This window comes from Pseudomonas sp. BNK-30, assembly GCF_047456185.1.
Lineage (GTDB): Bacteria > Pseudomonadota > Gammaproteobacteria > Pseudomonadales > Pseudomonadaceae > Aquipseudomonas > Aquipseudomonas putida_E.
In genome coordinates this window covers 1854099-1873225 of the sequence record NZ_CP179904.1, presented here as the reverse complement: position 1 = coordinate 1873225, position 19127 = coordinate 1854099, and the positions used below count along the sequence as shown (strand labels likewise).

Sequence of the window (19127 nt, the reverse complement as noted above, 5' to 3'; positions counted from 1 at the left end):
ATGGCTGCCGAGAGCGCTTACCAAGGGATTAGAAGAAGCCGAGCGGATTGATGTCGTAGCTGACCAGCAGGTTCTTGGTTTGCTGATAATGATCGAGCATCATTTTGTGGGTTTCGCGACCGACGCCAGACTTTTTGTAGCCACCGAACGCGGCGTGAGCCGGGTACAGGTGGTAGCAGTTGGTCCATACGCGGCCCGCTTTGATGCCCCGGCCCATGCGGTAGGCGCGGTTGATGTCGCGGGTCCACAGGCCTGCACCAAGGCCAAACTCGGTGTCGTTGGCAATCGCCAGGGCTTCCGCTTCGTCCTTAAAGGTAGTGACGCCGACGACCGGGCCAAAGATCTCCTCTTGGAACACACGCATTTTGTTGTGGCCCTTGAGCAGGGTCGGCTGGATGTAATAACCCGCCGACAAGCTGCCCTCGAGCTTCTCCACCGTGCCGCCAGCAAGCAGTTCAGCGCCTTCCTGTTCGGCGATTTCCAAATAGGAAAGGATCTTGTCGAACTGCTGCTCGGACGCTTGGGCGCCGACCATGGTGTCGGTGTCCAGCGGATCGCCGCGCTTGATCTGGTTGATCTTCTTCAACACTTCAGCCATGAACGCCGGGTAGATCGACTCTTGAACCAAAGCTCGCGATGGGCAGGTGCACACCTCGCCCTGGTTGAAGAATGCCAGCACCAGGCCTTCGGCGGCTTTTTCAATAAAACTGGGCTCAGCCTGCATGATGTCTTCAAAGAAGATATTCGGCGACTTGCCGCCCAGCTCTACCGTAGAAGGAATGATGTTCTCGGCAGCACATTTCATGATGTGCGAGCCCACTGGGGTAGAACCGGTGAAAGCGATCTTGGCAATGCGCTTGCTGGTGGCCAGTGCCTCACCGGCTTCACGGCCGAAACCATGCACGATATTGAGCACGCCAGGCGGCAGTAGGTCGCCAATCACTTCTAGCAGGACAGTGATGCCCAGCGGCGTTTGCTCCGCCGGCTTGAGCACGATGCAGTTACCCGCAGCCAGGGCGGGTGCCAGTTTCCAGGCAGCCATCAGGATGGGGAAGTTCCACGGGATGATCTGTCCGACTACTCCGAGCGGCTCGTGAATGTGGTAAGCCACGGTGTTACCGTCGATCTCAGCAGCACTGCCCTCTTGGGCGCGTAGGCAACCGGCGAAGTATCGGAAGTGGTCGGCGGCCAACGGAATATCGGCGTTGAGCGTTTCGCGGATCGGCTTGCCATTGTCCCAGGTTTCAGTAATGGCCAGCAGCTCAAGATTCTGTTCGATGCGATCGGCAATTTTTAACAGTATGGTCGAGCGTGTCAAAACCGACGCACGCCCCCAAGCATCTGCAGCGGCATGCGCCGCATCCAGAGCGCTTTCGACATCGTCAGCGCCAGAGCGCGGAAACTCGGCAATCGGCCGGCCATTGACCGGAGACGTGGTAGTGAAATATTCAGCGTTGATCGGACCGACGAACTCGCCGTTGATAAAGTTGCCGTAGCGAAGCTTGAAGGAAACCTTGGAACCTTCAGTACCGGGATGTGCGTAGCGCATTATTGTTTCCTAGTTATTGTATTTAGCTGGAGGAGCCTGGGACGGGGCGTGTCAGGTAAAACTTCCGCCTGGATTAGCGGGTGGCCCACCGCCATCGCGTTGGTGCCGCTATAGAGTTATCAGGTGTTGGCTCAAGCTCAAATCGATTATTCGAAGGGCTTGAACGGCTGGAGCGATACGACGGCAAAAGGGTGCGAGCTACTGGACCGGTGGCTGGGCGCTCTCCTCAAACAGTTCGGAAATCATCGGCCGGTTGCGACGGGTTTGCAGGCAGCAGAGGTAATAGCTGATGGTAAAAGGTTGTTCGACAAAGGCGATCGCCTTGGTCCCGGGCCGATCTGCATACTCCACTGATGATACGAATCCCACCCCGATGCCATGAACGACCGCATGAACAATGGCTTCTCGACTGTTTAGCTGCATCGTGCAGTTAAGTTTTACGTCATGAGCCGCGCAGCCCTCCTCCACTAATTGCCTTGTGCGCGAACCCTCCTCCCGTAGTACTACAGGTTGGCCAACAATATCTTTTACACTTACTACGTCCTGGCTTGCCCACGGGTGGTCATCTCGCACTACCGCCAGAATCGGACAGGTCCGATACAACTGGGTACTAAGGCGAGGGTCAAACTCGGACAACGCCAATATGGCAATATCAATATCAAAGTTATACAGCCGGTCAAGCGTTCCCGTTTCCGTTGTGAACGAAGTTTCCAATTCTACGTCTGGATGCTTCTGCATCAGCGAATAGGTGAGGCTCATGGCAATCGGCGGTGAAACGGCACCAATCCGCAACATCCCGTGCTTGCGCTGACGAAAACTCTGCAACAACTGGATCGCTTCATCTTCCTGCCCAAACAAGCCCTGCGTTATATCGTATAGCATATGTCCGGAAGCACTTAGCTCGACATATCGGCCGCGCCGGTGAAACAGCTCTACGGAAAATTTTTTCTCCAGTGCGCTGACTTGCTCACTGATGGTAGATTGGCCCACGCTCAAGTATTCCGACGCCAGGGTAAAACTTCCTGTACGTGCGACAGCATGAAACGAACGTAGCCATTTATGATACTGATACATGTTTAATCTCTTTGTTAGAGCATCTGATCGTCAATCCAAAAGGCATATACCCGCAAGGGCCAGATGATAGGGTCCTTGCCTATAGCATAGACCGTTTTTCTGATTAAAAAGAGGTCGCCGACCATCCACGTATTTTCTACGAGGGGGGATTGGCACGCAAAGGGTCGACGACCTAGAGGGAAACGTTTGTTTTACAACAGCACGCGGCCAATGCATGCAAAGCAGAATCGACAGCCCATAATTTAGAAATTTATCACATAACTGGCGATCACCCGGTTTTCATCGCCACTGTCCGCATAGTTTGAACGATTGGTCGCGTTTCGCCACCGAAGCGAAAAATTCTTCAGTGGACCGGATTGAACAACATAGATGATATCGGTGCTGCGCTCCCACTCATGCCCCTCTTCATCCAGGGCTCGCAACGCGGCAGACTTGGATGTCTTGATGTTGGTCGGGTCAACGTCGTCACCCTTGACATAACGCAAGTTGAACGTCAGGCCAGGGATACCCAGTGCAGCGAAGTCGTACCCGTACCCCGCGTAGATAGCCTGTTCATTGGCCAACGAGAAGGTGCTCACTAGCATTTCGGCAAACAGGTAGGTATCGGTACCGGAAATATAGGGAAACGCAGTATCGCCAGAGCTCTTTTGATAACCACCGCTCAGGGTGTGCCCAGCAATGGTGTAGCCCATGTTGCTACTGAATGTGCGGTTCTCCACCTCGCCGACAAGCTTGCGTCCGGTTTCACGAGCGTCAAAGTAGCGGGCTTCGACAAAGGCTTTACCTGCGCCTAGCGGCGTGTGGAACTTTATCCCCAGATAGTCCCGGCGAACAATATCATCAAGCTCACTCAGATGATAAGAAAGTGTCAGGTTGGGGAGCACCTGATAGTCCAGGCCACCATAGGAATAGTGGTCACCAGTTACTGCAGCGTAACCTCCAAACTGGGAGGTCAATGTGAGATCATCGGAACTGGATGAATCTCGCTGCTTAACTGAGTCGACCTGTCCCGCCGTAACGTTCAGGCCGGTAATGTCCTTAGAGACAAGATGGGCACCATTAAATACCTGGGGCAACAAGCGGCTATTGTTCGACGACAACAGTGGCAGTACCGGATTCAACCCACCAATACGCAACTCTGATTGCGCAAAGCGTGCCTTGGCGGTTACTGCCAGCTTTGAATAATCATCTTCAGCGCGTTTCTCGGACCCACGCGGCAGCAAACCTGTGCCGGTGCGGGCTGGGCTGGAATCAAGTTTCAACCCGAGCATCCCGATCGCGTCGACACCAAAACCAACCGTACCATCGGTAAAACCCGACTGTAGGTTCAGGATAAAACCTTGAGCCCACTCCTCGCGCTTTGATTGACTCGGGGCACCATCGCGAAAGTCGCGGCTGTAATAAAAATTTCGCAGCTCCAGTGAACCTTTACTGTCACCGATAAAGTCCGCGAAGGCGCTAGATGCACATGGCACCAGGGTTATGCACGCTGCGGTTTTCAGGTAGTGATGAGGTCTTGTTTTCATTATTGTTTGATCTCTACGTTGAGTAATACACCCAAGCACACGGGTGCGCTGGTGGCAGCCCATACAATCAGGTTTCGGCGAACAAACGGTTGAGTAAGGCAAATAAAGATTTTCGGCGTTCACAAGCATGTTAGTTGCTGCATTACATCTACAGCCAGGTCAAACACGTGATAATAATTTAGAACACGCGCCGCAGCACGCATGCGGTATTTTATTGTTCAGCGGGCGATTGATAATCACAGGGAAAGTGGCTTCGGACAATCCACCCTGGGCACATTACCGGTGCCATGCAAACCCTCCAGATTTGTTCAAGATTGGTTCAACCCCGTCGATGGCGCCGATCCTTGCCATGATGGCTTCTGGACTGGCGTTGCCACGGCACTCGGTTTTTCATGCAAGGTGCAGGGGCGTGCGGCTTCTGCGGAAAAACTGATTTGGCCAGGGCCGGCAGTTAGGCCTTTGCCCAGCTGTCGACGCCATTTTTCTTCGGCGTTGACGGACACCACAGTGGCGCCGGCGTGAGCAAAGCCGGCAAGAACGGTGTCGCAACGCAGCAATTCCGGGCCGGCCTTCACCACAGGTCGCCACGTCTCGATATCCAGATAGTAGTTACCGGAAATGCCGTGTTTGGGCGGAGATCTCCCCGTGATGATAGACATGTTGCTTGTGCAGGTGAATAAAGATATCAAACCATTAACCGCACTGGAAAAGCCTTGTTTGATAAAGTTTTGAATGCCGGGTATCGAGGCCTGTCCGAGACAACGCTGTAAGTAACTCTGATCGCTGCCATCGATGCAAATAACGACAATCGGTCGCTTTGGCCAGCTATATTTGGTTCCATTGACACTTACAGCATTGGTCATGTGAATGTCCTTCTGTAAAATGCTGCCTGCTGCTGCCAGGAGCAGAAGCAGGCAGCGCCCTGCGAACTAATTCACACTTAGCTCGATTGTGGCATTTCACCGCGTTCCAGACGCTTGTTGATGTCTTCGATCACTGCCGGCAGGTCGGCGATGGTGTCGATCAGGTAGTGCGGACGCGAGCCTTCGAACATCTTGACAATACGCGCGCGCTCTTCTGCCAGGACCTCCAAAGACAAGGATTTGTATTGGTCATAGGTCAAGCCGAGAGCGTTACCCGAACAGGTCAGCGCCACCGTCCACATGCCTGCGCTGCGACCTTCGAGGATACCTGGCCAGGTGTCGTCAACCTTCACGCAGGCCGCGACGTCGTCGATACCTAAGGCGATCACGTTAGCCAGCGCTTGTGCGGGATAAGGACGACCGTTCGGCACTTCGTCGGTAGCTACCACATGGTCAGTGACATAGCCGTTCTCACGGGCCAGATCGACGACCTTCTGCATGACCACCGCGGGATAACCGGAGCACGAACCGATTTTCAGACCTTTGCTACGCAGCGTGGCGATGGCATCCAGAGCGCCTGGAATCAATGCCGAGTGCACCGCAATCTTTTCGATCTGCAGCGGCATGAAGCGCTCATAGATGGCGGTCACGTCGTCGTCAGTCGGAGTACGTCCGAAGGCCGCGCGATAACGTTCGGCAATTTCCGGCACATCGCAAAGAGTACGGATATGATCCCATTTGCCCATGCCCATTGGGCCACGGGCTTCTTCAAGAGTAACTGCAACACCGAACTCGCCAAAGGCTTCGACAAAAATCTGAGTCGGCGCGAAAGAGCCGAAATCTACAACAGTGCCAGCCCAGTCCAGAACGACAGCTTTAAGTTGATTCGGTTGTTCGTAGTTCATATTGATACTCCACTTAGTTTTTAATGATCAACCCCGAAGATCATTAGCCATGTTACAGGGCTGTATACAGGTTTTAACGCAATAGCTGTTCAGCACTCGCATCACTGAAAAGTTTTCAATCAGTGATCGTTGACGACAAATGCGCAGACAGCATAAGTAGTACTCAATATGTAGCGGCTCATCGATAAAGCTCACCGGACATGCTCCGGGTAACGCGATATATTCCACAACAGAGACGAAACCGATACCAATGTTTTGCATGATCGCGTGAGTTATCGCCTCACGACTGTTCAATTGCATCACGCAGTTGAGTGTTACACCGTGCTGCTGGCAATAGTCTTCGAGCCGCTGCCGGGTCCGCGATTGTGATACGCGCAACACCAGCGCCCGTCGCGGTGGAAAAGCTCCACCGCGAATTTCTCCTCAAGAGCACCGACTTGTTCGCTTACAGTCGGCCGACCGACGCTGAGGTACTCAGCGGCGAGGGCGAAACTGCCCGTACTTGCCACGGTATGGAAGGAGCGGAACCACTCATTGTGTTGATACATATGAGGCGCCTAGATAAGCGAGTCAGCGTACAAGTTGCAAGCTTCAGCGCCGGATGAACAGGGCTACGGTTGCGCTGGAAAGACAGGCCGCAGTCACTACGATAAAGATCAGCGAAGTGTTACCGGTGCTGTCGAGCATTGAACCAATTAGCGGCTCTGCCAAGCCTGCGAACAGGTAGGAAGAAAAGTTCATGATCCCGGTGGCTGTGCCAGCACGTTTGGCACCGACTAGATCAGGGCACAGTGCCCAGAAGCTGGAAGCAGGGCCGTAGACGAAGAAGCCGCAAAGGAACAGGGCTACCAGACCAATACCGCTGTGGGAAGGCAGACTCCACATCCACAGGCTGGTTGCAGCGCCGAGGAACATGTAGAGCATGATCGCCAGATAACGCTTGGAGCCAAACAGCTTGTCGGATACCCAACCATTGCTCAGTGCACCGACTGCCATGCCTACCGGCAATGCAACGGTGATCCATTTAGGGTCGATGAAGCCGTCACCATGTTTCCAGTCAGCGCCCATGAAGTGCACCGGCACCCAGACGATCAAGCCATAGCGGGCGGCGTTCTGGAAGCCAAGGGATACAGCCGCAATAATCAGACGGAAGTTTTTCAGCACAGCTTTGTAACGCTGCGCCGAAGTTTCCACTTCACCGTCGGCAACTTCGTGGTCCTTATCGCCAGCATTGGCCACACCGGTGTCGGCAAGTGGTTCAAAGCCGAGGTCCTGCGGACGTTCACGAGCGACCAGGTAGAACAGGATGCCACCTGCCAGCATCAACAATACTGGCAGCCGGAAGATCCACCGCCACTCGAGCTGGAAGACCTCCAGGACAACGATCGAGGTGATGTACGACAGTACCGATGCACAGCCGGCGGCGAATACATAGAAGCCATAGACCTTGCCGCGTTCGCCGGCGCTCCACCAGTTCGACAGCAAGCGGCTACCCGGCGCCCAGCCCAAAGCTTGGAAGTAACCGTTGATACCCCATGGCAGGATCAGGCTGGCGAGGCCGCCGGCGAAACTGGTTACCCAGTTGGCGCCACAGGACAGTACCGCGCCCAGACTCATGATGCGCCGGCCGCCGAACTTATCGGCGAGATTGCCATTAATGGCCTGACCGATGGCATACGCCCACAGCATGACGGCCGATGCCCAGCCCAGGGTTTCTTTGGTAAAACCAAACTCAGCCTGAATGCCGGGGATGGCAAAACCGAAGGTTTGTCGCCCGGTATAGAAGAATAGGTAGCACAACATAGCAGCCAATAGCATGCGCCATTGAGCCACGCGGAAGGATGACGTCGGCACTGCAAGAGCGGACAGGGTGTCGGCACGATTCATGATGTTTTCCTTTTTGTTCGTTCCCACCAGCCGTTAACAGGCGGGGGTGGCACTCTTTTTTGGTGCATCAGGAAACCGCTGCAACAAACGCCGCAGCTAATGGAAATTCGTCCCTAGGCGGCTTGAGCGCCGATGAAGTTCTTGCCTCGCGCGCCTTGCATGGCAAACGCGATAATTTCTTCCGCCTCCTTGGCCGACACGCCATAGTCGGTAAACTCGGTCTTTACCTGCAAAGCGTGAAGGAACGCACGCAGTTGCGACTGCGCGGTACTGAGGTCGCTGCCAAATACTTGTTGCAGGGTACGGTCGCGCGCTTCATCCCGGCCCCAGGCCAAGCCCAGGACCAGCGGCAGTGTGAAGGAACAGGCGATGCCATGAGGTAGCCCATAACGCAGGGTCATTTCGTAAGAAATGGAGTGGGCAAGTGCCGTTTTGGTATTAGAGAAAGCCATACCAGCCTTAAGCGCAGCCAGCGCCATGCGCGAACGCAACTCCTTATTGGAGAGATCGCGATAGAGCTGCGGCAAGCACTCAAGGATGTCGTGGATGGCGGAAATGGCGAAGTTATCCGAGACTGGATTGGCATTGACATTCCAAATCGATTCCAGCGCATGAGACAACGCGTCTAAGCCGGTTGAGACAGTAACGCCAGCCGGCACGGTCAACATCAATTCTGGGTCAACGATAGCAACCTTGGGCCAGGTGCAGTCCAGGTGCAGCGAGTACTTCTTCTGGCTCGCGTTATCCCAGATCGTCGCCCACGGGGTTACTTCACTGCCAGTTCCCGCGGTAGTAGGTACTGCGATAAGTGCCTTAGTCCAAGCAGGCACGAAAGGCTTACCTGTTGCCAGCAATCGCAGCAACTCATCAAAGGTGCCGCTTTCGGTGCCTACGATCAACGCTTTCGCAGTGTCAATGGCGCTACCCCCACCAACGGCGATTACGGTTTCACAGTCTGCAGCCTCGCGCCAGAAGCGCTCATAAGTGCCGCGCAACTGAGCCACATCTGGGTTAGGCTGCACATCTTCGATGAGGTATACCAAGCGATCGCCCAGCAGACCCTGAATACGTTCCAAGAGACCCAGGCTACGAGCTTCCGGAAAAATGACCAGCGCGACTTTTTGATGGTCTGTGAGGGAAACCAGTTCCTTCAGGCTGCCGTAGCCGTAGCGCGTATCGACCGGGTTGTGGAAACGAGCAGTCATGACGACTCCTTGGTTTTATTGTTGTTGGAAGGTGTGGTCATATTCAGCGCCACGGTTATATAGCTCAAATCGATTGTTTGAAGGTCACTATCGGCTCAACCGATTACATGGTGCAGCCCTAGCTGCGCGGCTTCCGGAAACGTTACTAAAGCGACTTTGCTTGGGCACAGCTCGGCGATGCGTGCCAGCGCCGAATACGGTCGAGACAGGATTGTGGAAACCGGCACGCATAGGCAGTTCCTTGTTGTTGGTGGGGAGAGGAAAAATCAGTGACGAGCCGAGCCCTGGATGGCTTGGCGCAGGCGGCTGGAAAGCAGGTCGGCGAGCACCACCATCAAGGTAATCAGCAGAATACAGGTGGCGGTTTCCTGGTACTTGAACAGCTTCAGGCTGCTTACCAGCTCAAAGCCGACGCCACCCGCGCCGACCATGCCCAGCACCGTCGCCGAGCGTAGGTTGACCTCGAAGCGGTACAGCACCACCGCAATCCAGGCTGTAATCACTTGCGGTAATACACCGAAGACAATCACCTGCAGCGGTCGAGCGCCCGTTGCCTGCAATGCCTCGATCGGGCCGTGGTCGATTTCCTCGATACTTTCCGCGAAGAACTTACCGAGCATGCCCACACCGTGCAGCGCTAGGGCCAGCACGCCAGGGAACGGGCCTAGGCCCACCGCGGAAACGAACACAAGCGCCAGGATCAGTTCGTTAATGCTACGAATCACGTTGAGCAGTTGCCGGGTGCCCTGATACAGCCAACGCTTGTCGTGAAGGTTGCGCGCGGCAAGCAAGCCCAGCGGGATGGCACCGATAATCCCCAGCAGGGTGCCCCAGAGCGCGATCTGCAGGGTTTCCAGCGCTGGACGCCAGAGGTTTGGGAGGATACTCAGGTCCGGCGGCAGCGAGCGGCCGAGAAAGTCGCCAATCTGCGGCAGGCCGCTGGCCAGCTCGCCCCAGCTCAATTGCGCACCTTCGGCGCTCCAATGCAGCACGCAAAGGACCACTGCCAGCAATACAGCGCTGACCAGCCACCCGCGTGATGTCGTCGGCGTACGCACCAGCCATTGGTGAGTTCGTGGATTCATGTTCAGGCCCTCGTGCCAGCCGCGATGACAGGATGTTCAGCCACTGGGGAATCGCCTGCCTGACGAGGCCCGCCACTGTGGTAGATGCGCTGCAGTGCGGCGTCATCCAGGGTCTGCGCCGGGCCGTCGAATACCAGACGGCCACTGGCCAGGCCCACGATGCGGTCGCCGAATGCCCGTGCCAAGTCCACTTGGTGCAAATTGCACACCACCGTGATGCCAAGTGTGCGGGTTGCCTCGCGCAGATAACGCATGACCAGGTGTGCCGTGTTTGGGTCTAGGCTGGCCACCGGTTCGTCAGCCAGGATCACCTCCGGACGCTGGGCCAGCGCCCGGGCGATGCCGACGCGCTGCAGTTGCCCGCCTGATAGCGAATCTGCGCGCGCACCGGCCTTGTCGCTCAGTTCGACGCGGCTCAGGCAATCACGGGCCAGCTCTATGTCCTCTCGACGAAAGAGCTGCAGCAGCGAGGCCAGTGTGCTGCAGTGGGCCAGGCGTCCGGTCAGCACGTTCTTCAACACTGAAAGGCGCGGCACCACGTTGTGGTGCTGGAAGATCATCGCTACGCGCCGGCGCAGTTCGCGCTGCTGTGAAGCTTGCATGGCGTCCACCCCGCCGACTTCCAGCACGCCACTGTCAGCGTGAGCCAGACGGTTGATACAGCGCAACAAGGTGGACTTGCCGGCACCGGATTGGCCGAGGATCACCACGAACTCGCCTGCCGCGACCTGCAGGTCGATACCGCGTAATACCGGATTGTCGGCATAGCCCTTGACCAATTGCTGGATGCGGATCATTTCAGCCTCCGCAAGTCGAGGTCGAGCACCTTGGCGGTATCACGAACCACGTCATAGGCCGCGTCGCTGGTGGGCTGAAACCCGTCGAGCATGCCCTGGTCGCCCCATGGGACATCCTTGATCGCGGCGAATGCATTGCGCAATTTGGCCTGCAACTCAGGATCGAGGCCTTTGCGCCAGACCATCGGCGACTCGGGAATGTCCGGCGAGGTCCACACCACGTGGAAGTCCTGCTGCTTGACCTGTCCGTTGTGCGCCGCGCTCGCGAGGATGCGATCGGCCACCGCTGCGGCGTCCACTTTGCGGTTTTCCACCGCGAGGATGCTCGCGTCGTGGGATCCAGAGAAAATCACCCGTGAGAAAAGCGTTTTAGGGTCGTGGCCAGCCTGCTCCAGGCCCGCCTTGGGAAACAGGTGCCCCGAAGCCGAGCTGGGGTCGACAAAGGCGAATGTCTTGCCGTGCAGGTCTTGCAGGCTGCGGATGCCACTGTCGTTACGGGCGATGATCAGGCTGTGATAGGCGCTGCTGCCGGTTTTACGGGTCACGGCCACGGCAAACGCCTCGGCATCAGCCATCTGCTTAGCCAGCACATAAGAGAACGGCCCCAGGTAGGCAACATCCAATTTGCCCGCACGCAGGGCTTCGATCACGCCGTTGTAGTCTGTGGCAACGAAGGGTTTGACCGGCATGCCCAAGCGCTGCTCAAGCTGGTCGAGCACCAACTGGCTGCTTTTGATCATCGCTTGAGAGTCTTCGGAAGGTATCAGGCCGACGGTCAGGATCTCCTGGGCCTGTACGGCTGAAGTAAACATCAGAGACAGCAGGATAAAGCGGGCAGAACGGCACAGGCTGGCAAAAGAGATCATGGCGTCACCGCAGGGTTGTTTTTGGTGAGGCCAAAGCTAGGGCTGTCATGTGACAGTCAACGCATCAGTTCAATATGGTTTTCGAGCGCTTTCCATTCAAAGGATCTATAGATGTCATCTGCCCGACTGCGTACGTTTCTTGCCGTTGCCCGCCATGCCAGCTTCAGCGCTGGAGCGAGAGCCATCGGCCTGAGCCAGCCGACAGCCACCAATCAGGTTCAGGCCCTGGAACGCGAATTCAACGTCGAGCTGTTCCACCGGCGCGGACGGCGTATCGAACTGACCACAGTGGGCCGTGCATTGCTGCCCATCGCCGGTCAACTGGCGCTGCTAGAAGCCGAAGCTGCCAACCTGCTGCGCGATGCTGGCAAGCTCAACCGCGGGCAACTGCGCATCGGCGCGGTCGGCCCGTTCCATGTGATCGAAATGGTTGACCGTTACCAGGCCCAGTATCCGCAGATCGATGTCTCTATTCGTGTCGGCAACTCAGCCTCAGTGCTGGCCGATCTGGAAAACTACGTGAGCGACATCGGTGTACTGGCGGGGCTGCAGGACGATCCTGCATTCGTCGCCCAGCGCTACGCGCGTCATCCGGTCATTCTCTTCGCCCATGTCGACCACCCGTTTGCCCGGCATGATGAGGTGCCGCTGCAAGCCCTGCAGGGGCAGCCTCTTCTACGTCGCGAGCAAGGATCGACCACCCGATTGGCACTGGAACAGGCTCTGGCCGAGGCTGACGTCAGCCCACGAATTGCCATGGAAATCGGCAGCCGCGAAGCATTACGCGAAGCGGTCATTCGTAAGCTCGGCATCGGCGCAGTGTCGGAAGCGGAATACATTGCCGACCCGAGCCTGAAAGTCATCCGCATCGCTGGCGACGCAGTTTTCACTGAAACCTATTTGTATTACTTAGCCGAGCGTCGCAGCAGTCGAGTCATCGACTCCTTCCTATCGATTGCCTTGCAGTGAAAGTGGAAAGTTGGCGCTCCATCGACTTCAGTGCCACTGTGCCACTGTGCCATTAGCATGACGTCTTAACGTCCAAGGCGAGTGCAGGACGTTCCGGGCATCGAACCCCTATCGGTTTTCCAAGGCAGGTGGTCGAGCCGAGACAGTGGTGACGGGCACGTTTTTCAAAGGACTTTGGCCGGGGGGGAGAGCCTTGGCGCCGGCCAAAGGCTGGTTCGAATGGATACCCGATCCAGCGGAGCCGAAGCGCAAGCAGCCGTACTACATTACCAGCGCTGATGGAGGGCCACTCTACTTCGCAGCGCTCGCTGAGGTGCATCAGAGCATTGAGCCGGATGAGCGCGATGGGTTCGTTATCATCACCGCAACTGCGGACGAGGGCCTGATCGACATCCACGACCGAAAGCCCTTGGTGTTGACCCCTGAGCTTGCCCGGGAATGGATCGCCCCAAGCACATCACCAGAGCGGGCTTCGGCGATCGTGGAACAGGGCTGCAGGCCGGCAGCGGACTTTCGTTGGTTTCCAGTAGACAAGGCGGTGGGCAATGTCAGGAATGAGGGTGCATCGTTGGTTGCACCGATAAACAGCGAAGACCGGCAGGGTCAGCTAGAGTTTTGATATGTTCAAGCACCGTGAGATAACGATCATGCTAAAACAAGAAGCAGACGACGTGATTGAGCGTATCAGGGACGATCTGAAAAGGCATGGTGTGCTGATCGGCTACGATCCAGAGTTTACCACTGCCGATTTCGGTTGCGACCTGGACCACCACGTCGCTCAGGTCAGAGAGGATCCGGAAAACCGCGTCGTGTGTATCGTGATACATGACGAAGGCTTGTGGGCACAGCTCAGGCAGGGGTCCGTTTATCGCTGCGTCGTCAGTGAATGTAAAGGGAAGCTATTCGGCATGCCGATTACCATTGACCCTCAAACGGATGCGTCGTACACCATTCAGTACAAGCCCTGAAGTGTCTGCAGGGTAGTCAGCCAGCCAGGGTCACCCTCTGCCTGCCAGGTAGAACACCCCTCCGGCGAGCGTCGTTAAGACGATGCCGTCGAATACATCGCCAAAAGCGGCTTTATCTGTGAGCCAAGCGTCGATCTGCGCGGCCAGAAAGAAGACCGCGATGAATAAAACGGCGCCCGCGATGCGCCAATGCCGCCGCACCTATGCGACAATACGCTCAATGTCTGGTCTCAACCCCACATTTATCGCCCAACAGCTCGGGCATGGCGTGCAGATGCTCTCATCGACTTATGCGCGCTGGATTAACTCGTCCAACGACTGGCAGGAGCGGGAAACGCTCCAGATTGGTCCAAAATTGGTCCGCAGCTGCGAAGAAGCCACGTAAGTTATTGATAGGTAAGCTCCTTGATCTCCACCGCTAACATCACCATGCAGTTCGGCTCCAAGCCCCTGTTCGAAAACGTCTCGGTCAAATTCAACAACGGCAACCGCTATGGCCTGATCGGCGCCAACGGTTGTGGCAAGTCGACCTTCATGAAGATCCTCGGCGGCGACCTGGAGCCTTCCGGTGGTCAGGTCATGCTCGAGCCGAACACCCGCCTGGGCAAGCTGCGTCAGGACCAGTTCGCCTACGAGGAATTCACCGTTATCGACACGGTGATCATGGGCCACGCCCAGCTGTGGAAGGTCAAGGCCGAGCGTGACCGTATCTACTCGCTGCCGGAAATGACCGAGGAAGACGGCATGGCCGTCGCCGAGCTGGAAACCGAATTCGCCGAAATGGACGGCTACACCGCCGAATCGCGCGCCGGTGAACTGCTGCTGGGCCTGGGTATTCCGCTGGAACAGCACTTTGGCCCGATGAGTGAAGTGGCCCCGGGCTGGAAACTGCGCGTGCTGCTGGCCCAGGCGCTGTTCTCCGACCCGGACGTGCTGCTGCTCGACGAACCGACCAACCACCTGGACATCAACACCATCCGCTGGCTGGAAACGATTCTGACGGCGCGTAACAGCACCATGATCATCATTTCCCACGACCGGCACTTCCTGAACAGCGTGTGCACTCACATGGCCGACCTGGACTACGGTGAGCTGCGCCTGTTCCCGGGCAACTACGACGAGTACATGACCGCGGCCACCCAGTCGCGCGAGCAGTTGCTGTCGGACAACGCCAAGAAAAAAGCCCAGATCGCTGAACTGCAGACCTTTGTCAGCCGCTTCTCGGCCAACGCCTCCAAAGCCAAGCAGGCAACCTCGCGTGCCAAGCAGATCGACAAGATCCAGCTGGCCGAGGTCAAGCCTTCGAGCCGGGTCAGCCCGTTCATCCGTTTCGAGCAGACCAAGAAGCTGCACCGCCAGGCGGTGGTCGTGGAAAAAATGGCCAAGGCTTTCGACGACAAGGTGCTGTTCAAGAATTTCGACATCACTGTCGAAGCCGGCGAGCGCGTAGCGATCATCGGCCCCAACGGTATCGGCAAGACCACCCTGCTGCGCACCCTGGTCGGCGAGATGACGCCGGATGCAGGCTCGGTGAAGTGGACCGACAGCGCCGAAGTGGGCTACTACGCTCAGGACCATGCGCACGATTTCGAAGACGACATGACCCTGTTCGACTGGATGGGCCAGTGGACCTCGGGTGAGCAGATCATCCGCGGCACCCTGGGGCGCATGCTGTTCTCCAACGACGAGATCCTCAAGTCGGTCAAGGTGATTTCCGGTGGTGAACAGGGCCGCATGCTGTTCGGCAAGCTGATCCTGCAGAAGCCGAACGTGCTGGTAATGGACGAACCGACCAACCACCTGGACATGGAGTCGATCGAGGCGCTGAACCTGGCGCTGGAAAACTACCCAGGCACTTTGCTGTTCGTCAGCCATGACCGCGAATTCGTGTCGTCGTTGGCGACCCGCATCATCGAACTGTCGCCGGACGGTGTGGTGGACTTCAGCGGCACCTATGACGACTACCTGCGCAGCCAGGGCGTGCTGGTCTGAAGTCGCTAGCCGGCCTGGCCCTTTGAGGTGACCAGGCCGACCTCTTTATATGGCGACCACGCTCCACAGGTACTACGCAGTAACTGTGGAGCTGTTTCCCTTTGAATAACTCGTTAGCCTGCTTTCATTTCCTTCGCGCAACGGCCATGATGGGGCCACGCCCACCGCCCGCCCGCGAACGAGCCAATGACCGCGCCACAGCCCGCCCCCGCCAGCAGCAACGCCTCCATCACCCTGCAGATCCTCTCGATCGTTTTCTACACCTTCATCGCGTTCCTCTGCATCGGCCTGCCGATCGCGGTGCTGCCCAGCTATGTACACGACCAACTGGGCTTCGGTGCGGTGATTGCCGGGGTAACCATCGGCCTGCAGTACCTGGCTACCCTGCTCAGCCGGCCTTTCGCAGGCCGTGTGGCCGATACGCTGGGCGGCAAGCAAGCGATCCGCTACGGTTTGCTGGGCATCGCGGCCTGTGGAATATTGACGCTGGCCTCGGCCTGGACCTTGAATGCGCCCTTGCTGAGCCTTGCGCTGCTGCTTGGCGGGCGCGTGCTGCTCGGGCTTGCACAGGGCCTGATTGGCGTTGCCACCCTTAGCTGGGGTATCAGCCAGGTGGGGCCTGAACATACAGCCAGGGTCATATCCTGGAACGGCATCGCGTCATATGGTGCCATCGCCATCGGGGCCCCCGTTGGCGTGCTCGCAGTCGATAGCCTGAATTTCAGCGTGCTCGGCCCAGCCTTGATACTGCTCGCCGCCCTGGCAATGCTGGTGCTGCGCAAACGCCCGGACGTGGTGGTGGTGCGCGGTGAGCGCCTGCCGTTCTGGTCTGCGTTCAGCCGTGTGGCGCCTTGCGGCCTTGGGCTGACCCTGGCTTCGATCGGCTATGGCACCCTGACCACCTTCGTCACGCTTTATTATCTGGAACGTGGATGGGCAGGCGCCGCTTTGTGCCTGAGTGCCTTCGGTGTGTGTTTCATCATTTCGCGGCTGTTGTTCGTCAACGCCGTCAACCGCTTTGGCGGTTACAACGTGGCGGTTGCCTGCATGGCCACAGAAGTGCTCGGCCTGAGCCTGTTGTGGCTTGCGCCCTCCCCGCTCTGGGCGCTGGTGGGGGCCGGCCTCACCGGTTTCGGCCTGTCGCTGGTGTACCCAGCCTTGGGCGTTGAAGCCATCAAGCAGGTGCCCAGCAGCAGCCGGGGTGCCGGGCTGGGGGCCTATGCGGTGTTCTTCGACATGGCATTGGCCATCGCCGGCCCGGTCATGGGCGCAGTGGCGGCACACCTTGGCTATGCGTCGATATTCTGCGTCGCGGCCCTGCTGGCCCTTAGCGGGGTTGGCCTGACGTTGTTGCTGGCGCGGCGCAGCCATCGCGGCTGAGCGTTACCCATGAAAAACGGCCGCCGCGCAAGCGACAGCCGTTCGTTTAATACAAGTTGTTCATGCCGTGGCGAACAGCTCACTGGCAATCTGCGCCTGAGCAGCATCGATGGCTTTGCTGCGGTGCTCCGGGCCATAGGCCAGGCCGTGGGCGCGAACGATCTCCAGGTCGGTGATGCCGATGAAGCCCAGGAACACCTTGAGGAAGTCTTCGTGGCCCGCGCCGGTCGGCTGGCCAGCGTGCAGGCCGCCAGCGGTGGAAACCAGTACTACTTTCTTGTCACCGCACAGGCCTTCAGGGCCTGCCTCGGTGTAGCGGAAGGTCTTGCCGGCCACTGCAACGCGGTCGATCCAGGCCTTGAGCTGGGTCGGTACAGTGAAGTTGTACATCGGCGCACCAATCACCACGGCGTCGGCGGCAAGAAACTCGTCCAGCGTTTCGGCGCTGAGCTTGGCTTCGAAGGCAAGGGCTGCATCGCGAACGTCTTCCGGCGTGCCGGCTGCAACCAGGGTGGCAGCAGAGAAGTGGGCAATGGCGTCGGCGGCGAGGTCACGATAGACCACTTCGATGCTCGGGTCAGCGGCTTTCCAGGCCTGGACCACTTCACGGCTCAGTTGGCGCGAGGCGGAATTGTCGCCCAGGATGCTCGAATCGATGTGCAACAGTTTCATGGGACTCTCCTGTGAATGAAGACCGCAGCATTGGGCGATCACGATGGAGAGAATCCTACCGGACCGTCGAATAGCTGAAAAGCCAGCAAAAATGCGTTAGTTTGTCCCACAGATAGAACAGTGAGACAGCCCTCATGCAAGACCTCAACGATCTCTTCTACTTCGTTCGCGTAGTCGAAGCCGGTGGCTTCGCCGCCGCCGGGCGCCAGCTGGGCATCCCCAAGTCGCGTCTGTCGCGGCGCATCGCCGAACTGGAAGAGCGGTTGGGCACGCGGTTGCTGCAGCGCACCACGCGCCAACTGAAGCTCACCGCGGTGGGTGAACGCTATCTGCACCATTGCCAGGCCATGCTGCTGGAAGCCGAGGCCGCTGACGAGGCGGTGGCCAGCATGAGCAGCGAGCCGCGGGGGCGCTTGCGGGTGTCCTGCCCGGTAGCGTTGGCCCATGCGTTCCTGCCGGACGTCATCAGCCGATTTCTGGAGCTGTACCCCCAGGTGCAACTGGACATGGTGTTGCTCAATCGCCGTGTCGACCTGATTTCCGAAGGCATCGACGTTGCCCTGCGCGTGCGAGAGCTGGGCGACGAAGACCCGGCGCTGGTCACGCGCCGGCTGCGCCAGGCGCAGATGCAACTGGTGGCCGCGCCCGGCTTTGCCGATCATGTCCGTGAGCCGTCCGAGCTGGCCTCCTTACCGGTACTGGGCGCTGCTGAAGCAGACAGGCTGGTGCATTTGCGCCTGCTGGGGCCCAATGGTCGCCAACAGGAAATCGCCCTGGAGCCACGGTTGGCCATCGATGATTTTGTGGTGCGCAATGCCGCCGTACGTGCCGGGCTGGGATTTACTGCGTTGCCGAGCATGTTCTGCGAGCATGAACTCGAACGCGGCGAGCTGGTGCGGCTGCTGCCGGACTGGTCGCTGCCGGGGGGCTATCTGCAGGCGGTTTACCCGCATCGGCGTGGGTTGCTGCCTGCAGTACGGGTATGGATTGATCATCTGGCAGCATCGTTCGAAGCGTGTGGAGACCGTTATGTCTAGACAGACCATGACCGAGGAACAGGTGGCGGCGTTCTGCCTGGCGCTGCCCGGCGCACGGGAAGACTACAAGTGGGGCGGAATCCGGGTATTTTCGGTTGCCGGTAACAAGATGTTCGCAGTACTCGACCTGGCGGGGGCTGGCTTGTCGTTCAAGGTGGCCGATGAGCTGTTTCTGGGCTACTGCGACAGGCCAGGCGTGCGCCCGGCACCGTATCTGGCACGGGCGCGGTGGATCAGCATGGCGCCGCCCTACCCCATGGGCCGGGAAGAATTGTGTGACCTGCTGCAGCGCTCGCACCAGTTGGTGGTGCGGCGGCTGGCGAAGCGCTTGCAGGTGGGCCTGCTGATGTGA

17 protein-coding genes and 3 pseudogenes are annotated in these 19127 nt (G+C 58.0%); 8 read left to right on the top strand and 12 right to left on the bottom strand.

All coding sequences use genetic code 11. The features are described 5' to 3' along the window. Positions 1 to 28: 28 nt before the first annotated feature. The 11 genes and pseudogenes from ACMGGN_RS08730 to phnD form a co-directional block, all read right to left on the bottom strand. Positions 29 to 1549 (bottom strand): aldehyde dehydrogenase family protein, encoded by a 1521-nt coding sequence (locus tag ACMGGN_RS08730; protein WP_174141162.1) that lies wholly within the window; start codon positions 1547 to 1549, stop codon positions 29 to 31. A gap of 198 nt (positions 1550 to 1747) precedes the next feature. Further along, the gene (locus tag ACMGGN_RS08725) at positions 1748 to 2623 is read right to left on the bottom strand and encodes a LysR substrate-binding domain-containing protein (RefSeq protein ID WP_115274726.1); all 876 of its coding nucleotides are present in this window, start codon (positions 2621 to 2623) and stop codon (positions 1748 to 1750) included. 242 nt (positions 2624 to 2865) lie between these two features. Beyond that, positions 2866 to 4149: an OprD family porin gene (locus ACMGGN_RS08720; RefSeq protein ID WP_115274725.1), complete on the bottom strand. Its 1284-nt coding sequence runs from the start codon at positions 4147 to 4149 to the stop codon at positions 2866 to 2868. Between the two features lie 308 nt (positions 4150 to 4457). Further along, positions 4458 to 5012, bottom strand: coding sequence for an alkaline phosphatase family protein (locus tag ACMGGN_RS08715; RefSeq protein WP_115274724.1), 555 nt, complete (start codon positions 5010 to 5012; stop codon positions 4458 to 4460). Positions 5013 to 5089: 77 nt separating this feature from the next. Next, positions 5090 to 5917 carry a phosphonoacetaldehyde hydrolase gene (gene phnX / locus ACMGGN_RS08710; protein WP_125924089.1) on the bottom strand — a complete coding sequence of 276 codons (828 nt, stop codon included), beginning with the start codon at positions 5915 to 5917 and terminating at the stop codon, positions 5090 to 5092. Between the two features lie 27 nt (positions 5918 to 5944). Beyond that, a pseudogene (locus ACMGGN_RS08705) lies at positions 5945 to 6465 on the bottom strand (LysR family transcriptional regulator). A 43-nt stretch (positions 6466 to 6508) separates the two neighbouring features. Further along, positions 6509 to 7804 carry an MFS transporter gene (locus ACMGGN_RS08700; protein ID WP_115274722.1) on the bottom strand — a complete coding sequence of 432 codons (1296 nt, stop codon included), beginning with the start codon at positions 7802 to 7804 and terminating at the stop codon, positions 6509 to 6511. Between the two features lie 113 nt (positions 7805 to 7917). Continuing rightward, positions 7918 to 9009, bottom strand: a complete 1092-nt coding sequence (gene psrA / locus ACMGGN_RS08695; RefSeq protein ID WP_115274721.1) for an iron-containing alcohol dehydrogenase PsrA — start codon at positions 9007 to 9009, stop codon at positions 7918 to 7920. 266 nt (positions 9010 to 9275) lie between these two features. Then, complete coding sequence (gene phnE, locus ACMGGN_RS08690; protein ID WP_414156671.1) at positions 9276 to 10094, bottom strand: phosphonate ABC transporter, permease protein PhnE; 819 nt, start codon at positions 10092 to 10094, stop codon at positions 9276 to 9278. A gap of 2 nt (positions 10095 to 10096) precedes the next feature. Further along, the gene (gene phnC / locus ACMGGN_RS08685; protein ID WP_174141159.1) at positions 10097 to 10891 is read right to left on the bottom strand and encodes a phosphonate ABC transporter ATP-binding protein; all 795 of its coding nucleotides are present in this window, start codon (positions 10889 to 10891) and stop codon (positions 10097 to 10099) included. Then, positions 10888 to 11757 carry a phosphonate ABC transporter substrate-binding protein gene (gene phnD, locus ACMGGN_RS08680; RefSeq protein ID WP_414156670.1) on the bottom strand — a complete coding sequence of 290 codons (870 nt, stop codon included), beginning with the start codon at positions 11755 to 11757 and terminating at the stop codon, positions 10888 to 10890. Before phnD ends, phnC begins: the two co-directional genes overlap by 4 nt. A gap of 111 nt (positions 11758 to 11868) precedes the next feature. On the opposite strand from phnD, the gene ACMGGN_RS08675 reads away from it, so the two are divergent. The 6 genes and pseudogenes from ACMGGN_RS08675 to ACMGGN_RS08650 all read left to right on the top strand — a co-directional run bounded on the left by ACMGGN_RS08675 (position 11869) and on the right by ACMGGN_RS08650 (position 17066). Next, the gene (locus ACMGGN_RS08675) at positions 11869 to 12726 is read left to right on the top strand and encodes a LysR substrate-binding domain-containing protein (RefSeq protein WP_174141158.1); all 858 of its coding nucleotides are present in this window, start codon (positions 11869 to 11871) and stop codon (positions 12724 to 12726) included. Between the two features lie 133 nt (positions 12727 to 12859). Continuing rightward, positions 12860 to 13345 (top strand): annotated as a pseudogene (locus ACMGGN_RS08670) (SOS response-associated peptidase family protein); the annotation flags it as partial. A 1-nt stretch (position 13346) separates the two neighbouring features. Further along, entirely contained in the window at positions 13347 to 13694 is a 348-nt protein-coding gene (locus ACMGGN_RS08665) for a hypothetical protein (protein WP_231386186.1), read from the top strand. Positions 13695 to 13884: 190 nt separating this feature from the next. Beyond that, positions 13885 to 14079 (top strand): annotated as a pseudogene (locus tag ACMGGN_RS08660) (site-specific integrase); the annotation flags it as partial. A 20-nt stretch (positions 14080 to 14099) separates the two neighbouring features. Continuing rightward, positions 14100 to 15686 carry an ABC-F family ATPase gene (locus tag ACMGGN_RS08655; protein ID WP_115274716.1) on the top strand — a complete coding sequence of 529 codons (1587 nt, stop codon included), beginning with the start codon at positions 14100 to 14102 and terminating at the stop codon, positions 15684 to 15686. Positions 15687 to 15872: 186 nt separating this feature from the next. Further along, positions 15873 to 17066 carry an MFS transporter gene (locus tag ACMGGN_RS08650; RefSeq protein ID WP_046786128.1) on the top strand — a complete coding sequence of 398 codons (1194 nt, stop codon included), beginning with the start codon at positions 15873 to 15875 and terminating at the stop codon, positions 17064 to 17066. Positions 17067 to 17126: 60 nt separating this feature from the next. Here ACMGGN_RS08650 and ACMGGN_RS08645 read toward each other — a convergent pair whose 3' ends face one another. After that, complete coding sequence (locus ACMGGN_RS08645) at positions 17127 to 17738, bottom strand: FMN-dependent NADH-azoreductase (RefSeq protein WP_115274714.1); 612 nt, start codon at positions 17736 to 17738, stop codon at positions 17127 to 17129. Between the two features lie 134 nt (positions 17739 to 17872). Here ACMGGN_RS08645 and ACMGGN_RS08640 point away from each other — a divergent pair, with 134 nt between their 5' ends. After that, positions 17873 to 18775, top strand: a complete 903-nt coding sequence (locus ACMGGN_RS08640; RefSeq protein ID WP_046786126.1) for a LysR substrate-binding domain-containing protein — start codon at positions 17873 to 17875, stop codon at positions 18773 to 18775. Positions 18776 to 18782: 7 nt separating this feature from the next. Continuing rightward, on the top strand, positions 18783 to 19127 hold the full coding sequence (locus ACMGGN_RS08635) for an MmcQ/YjbR family DNA-binding protein (RefSeq protein WP_371316860.1): 345 nt from the start codon (positions 18783 to 18785) through the stop codon (positions 19125 to 19127).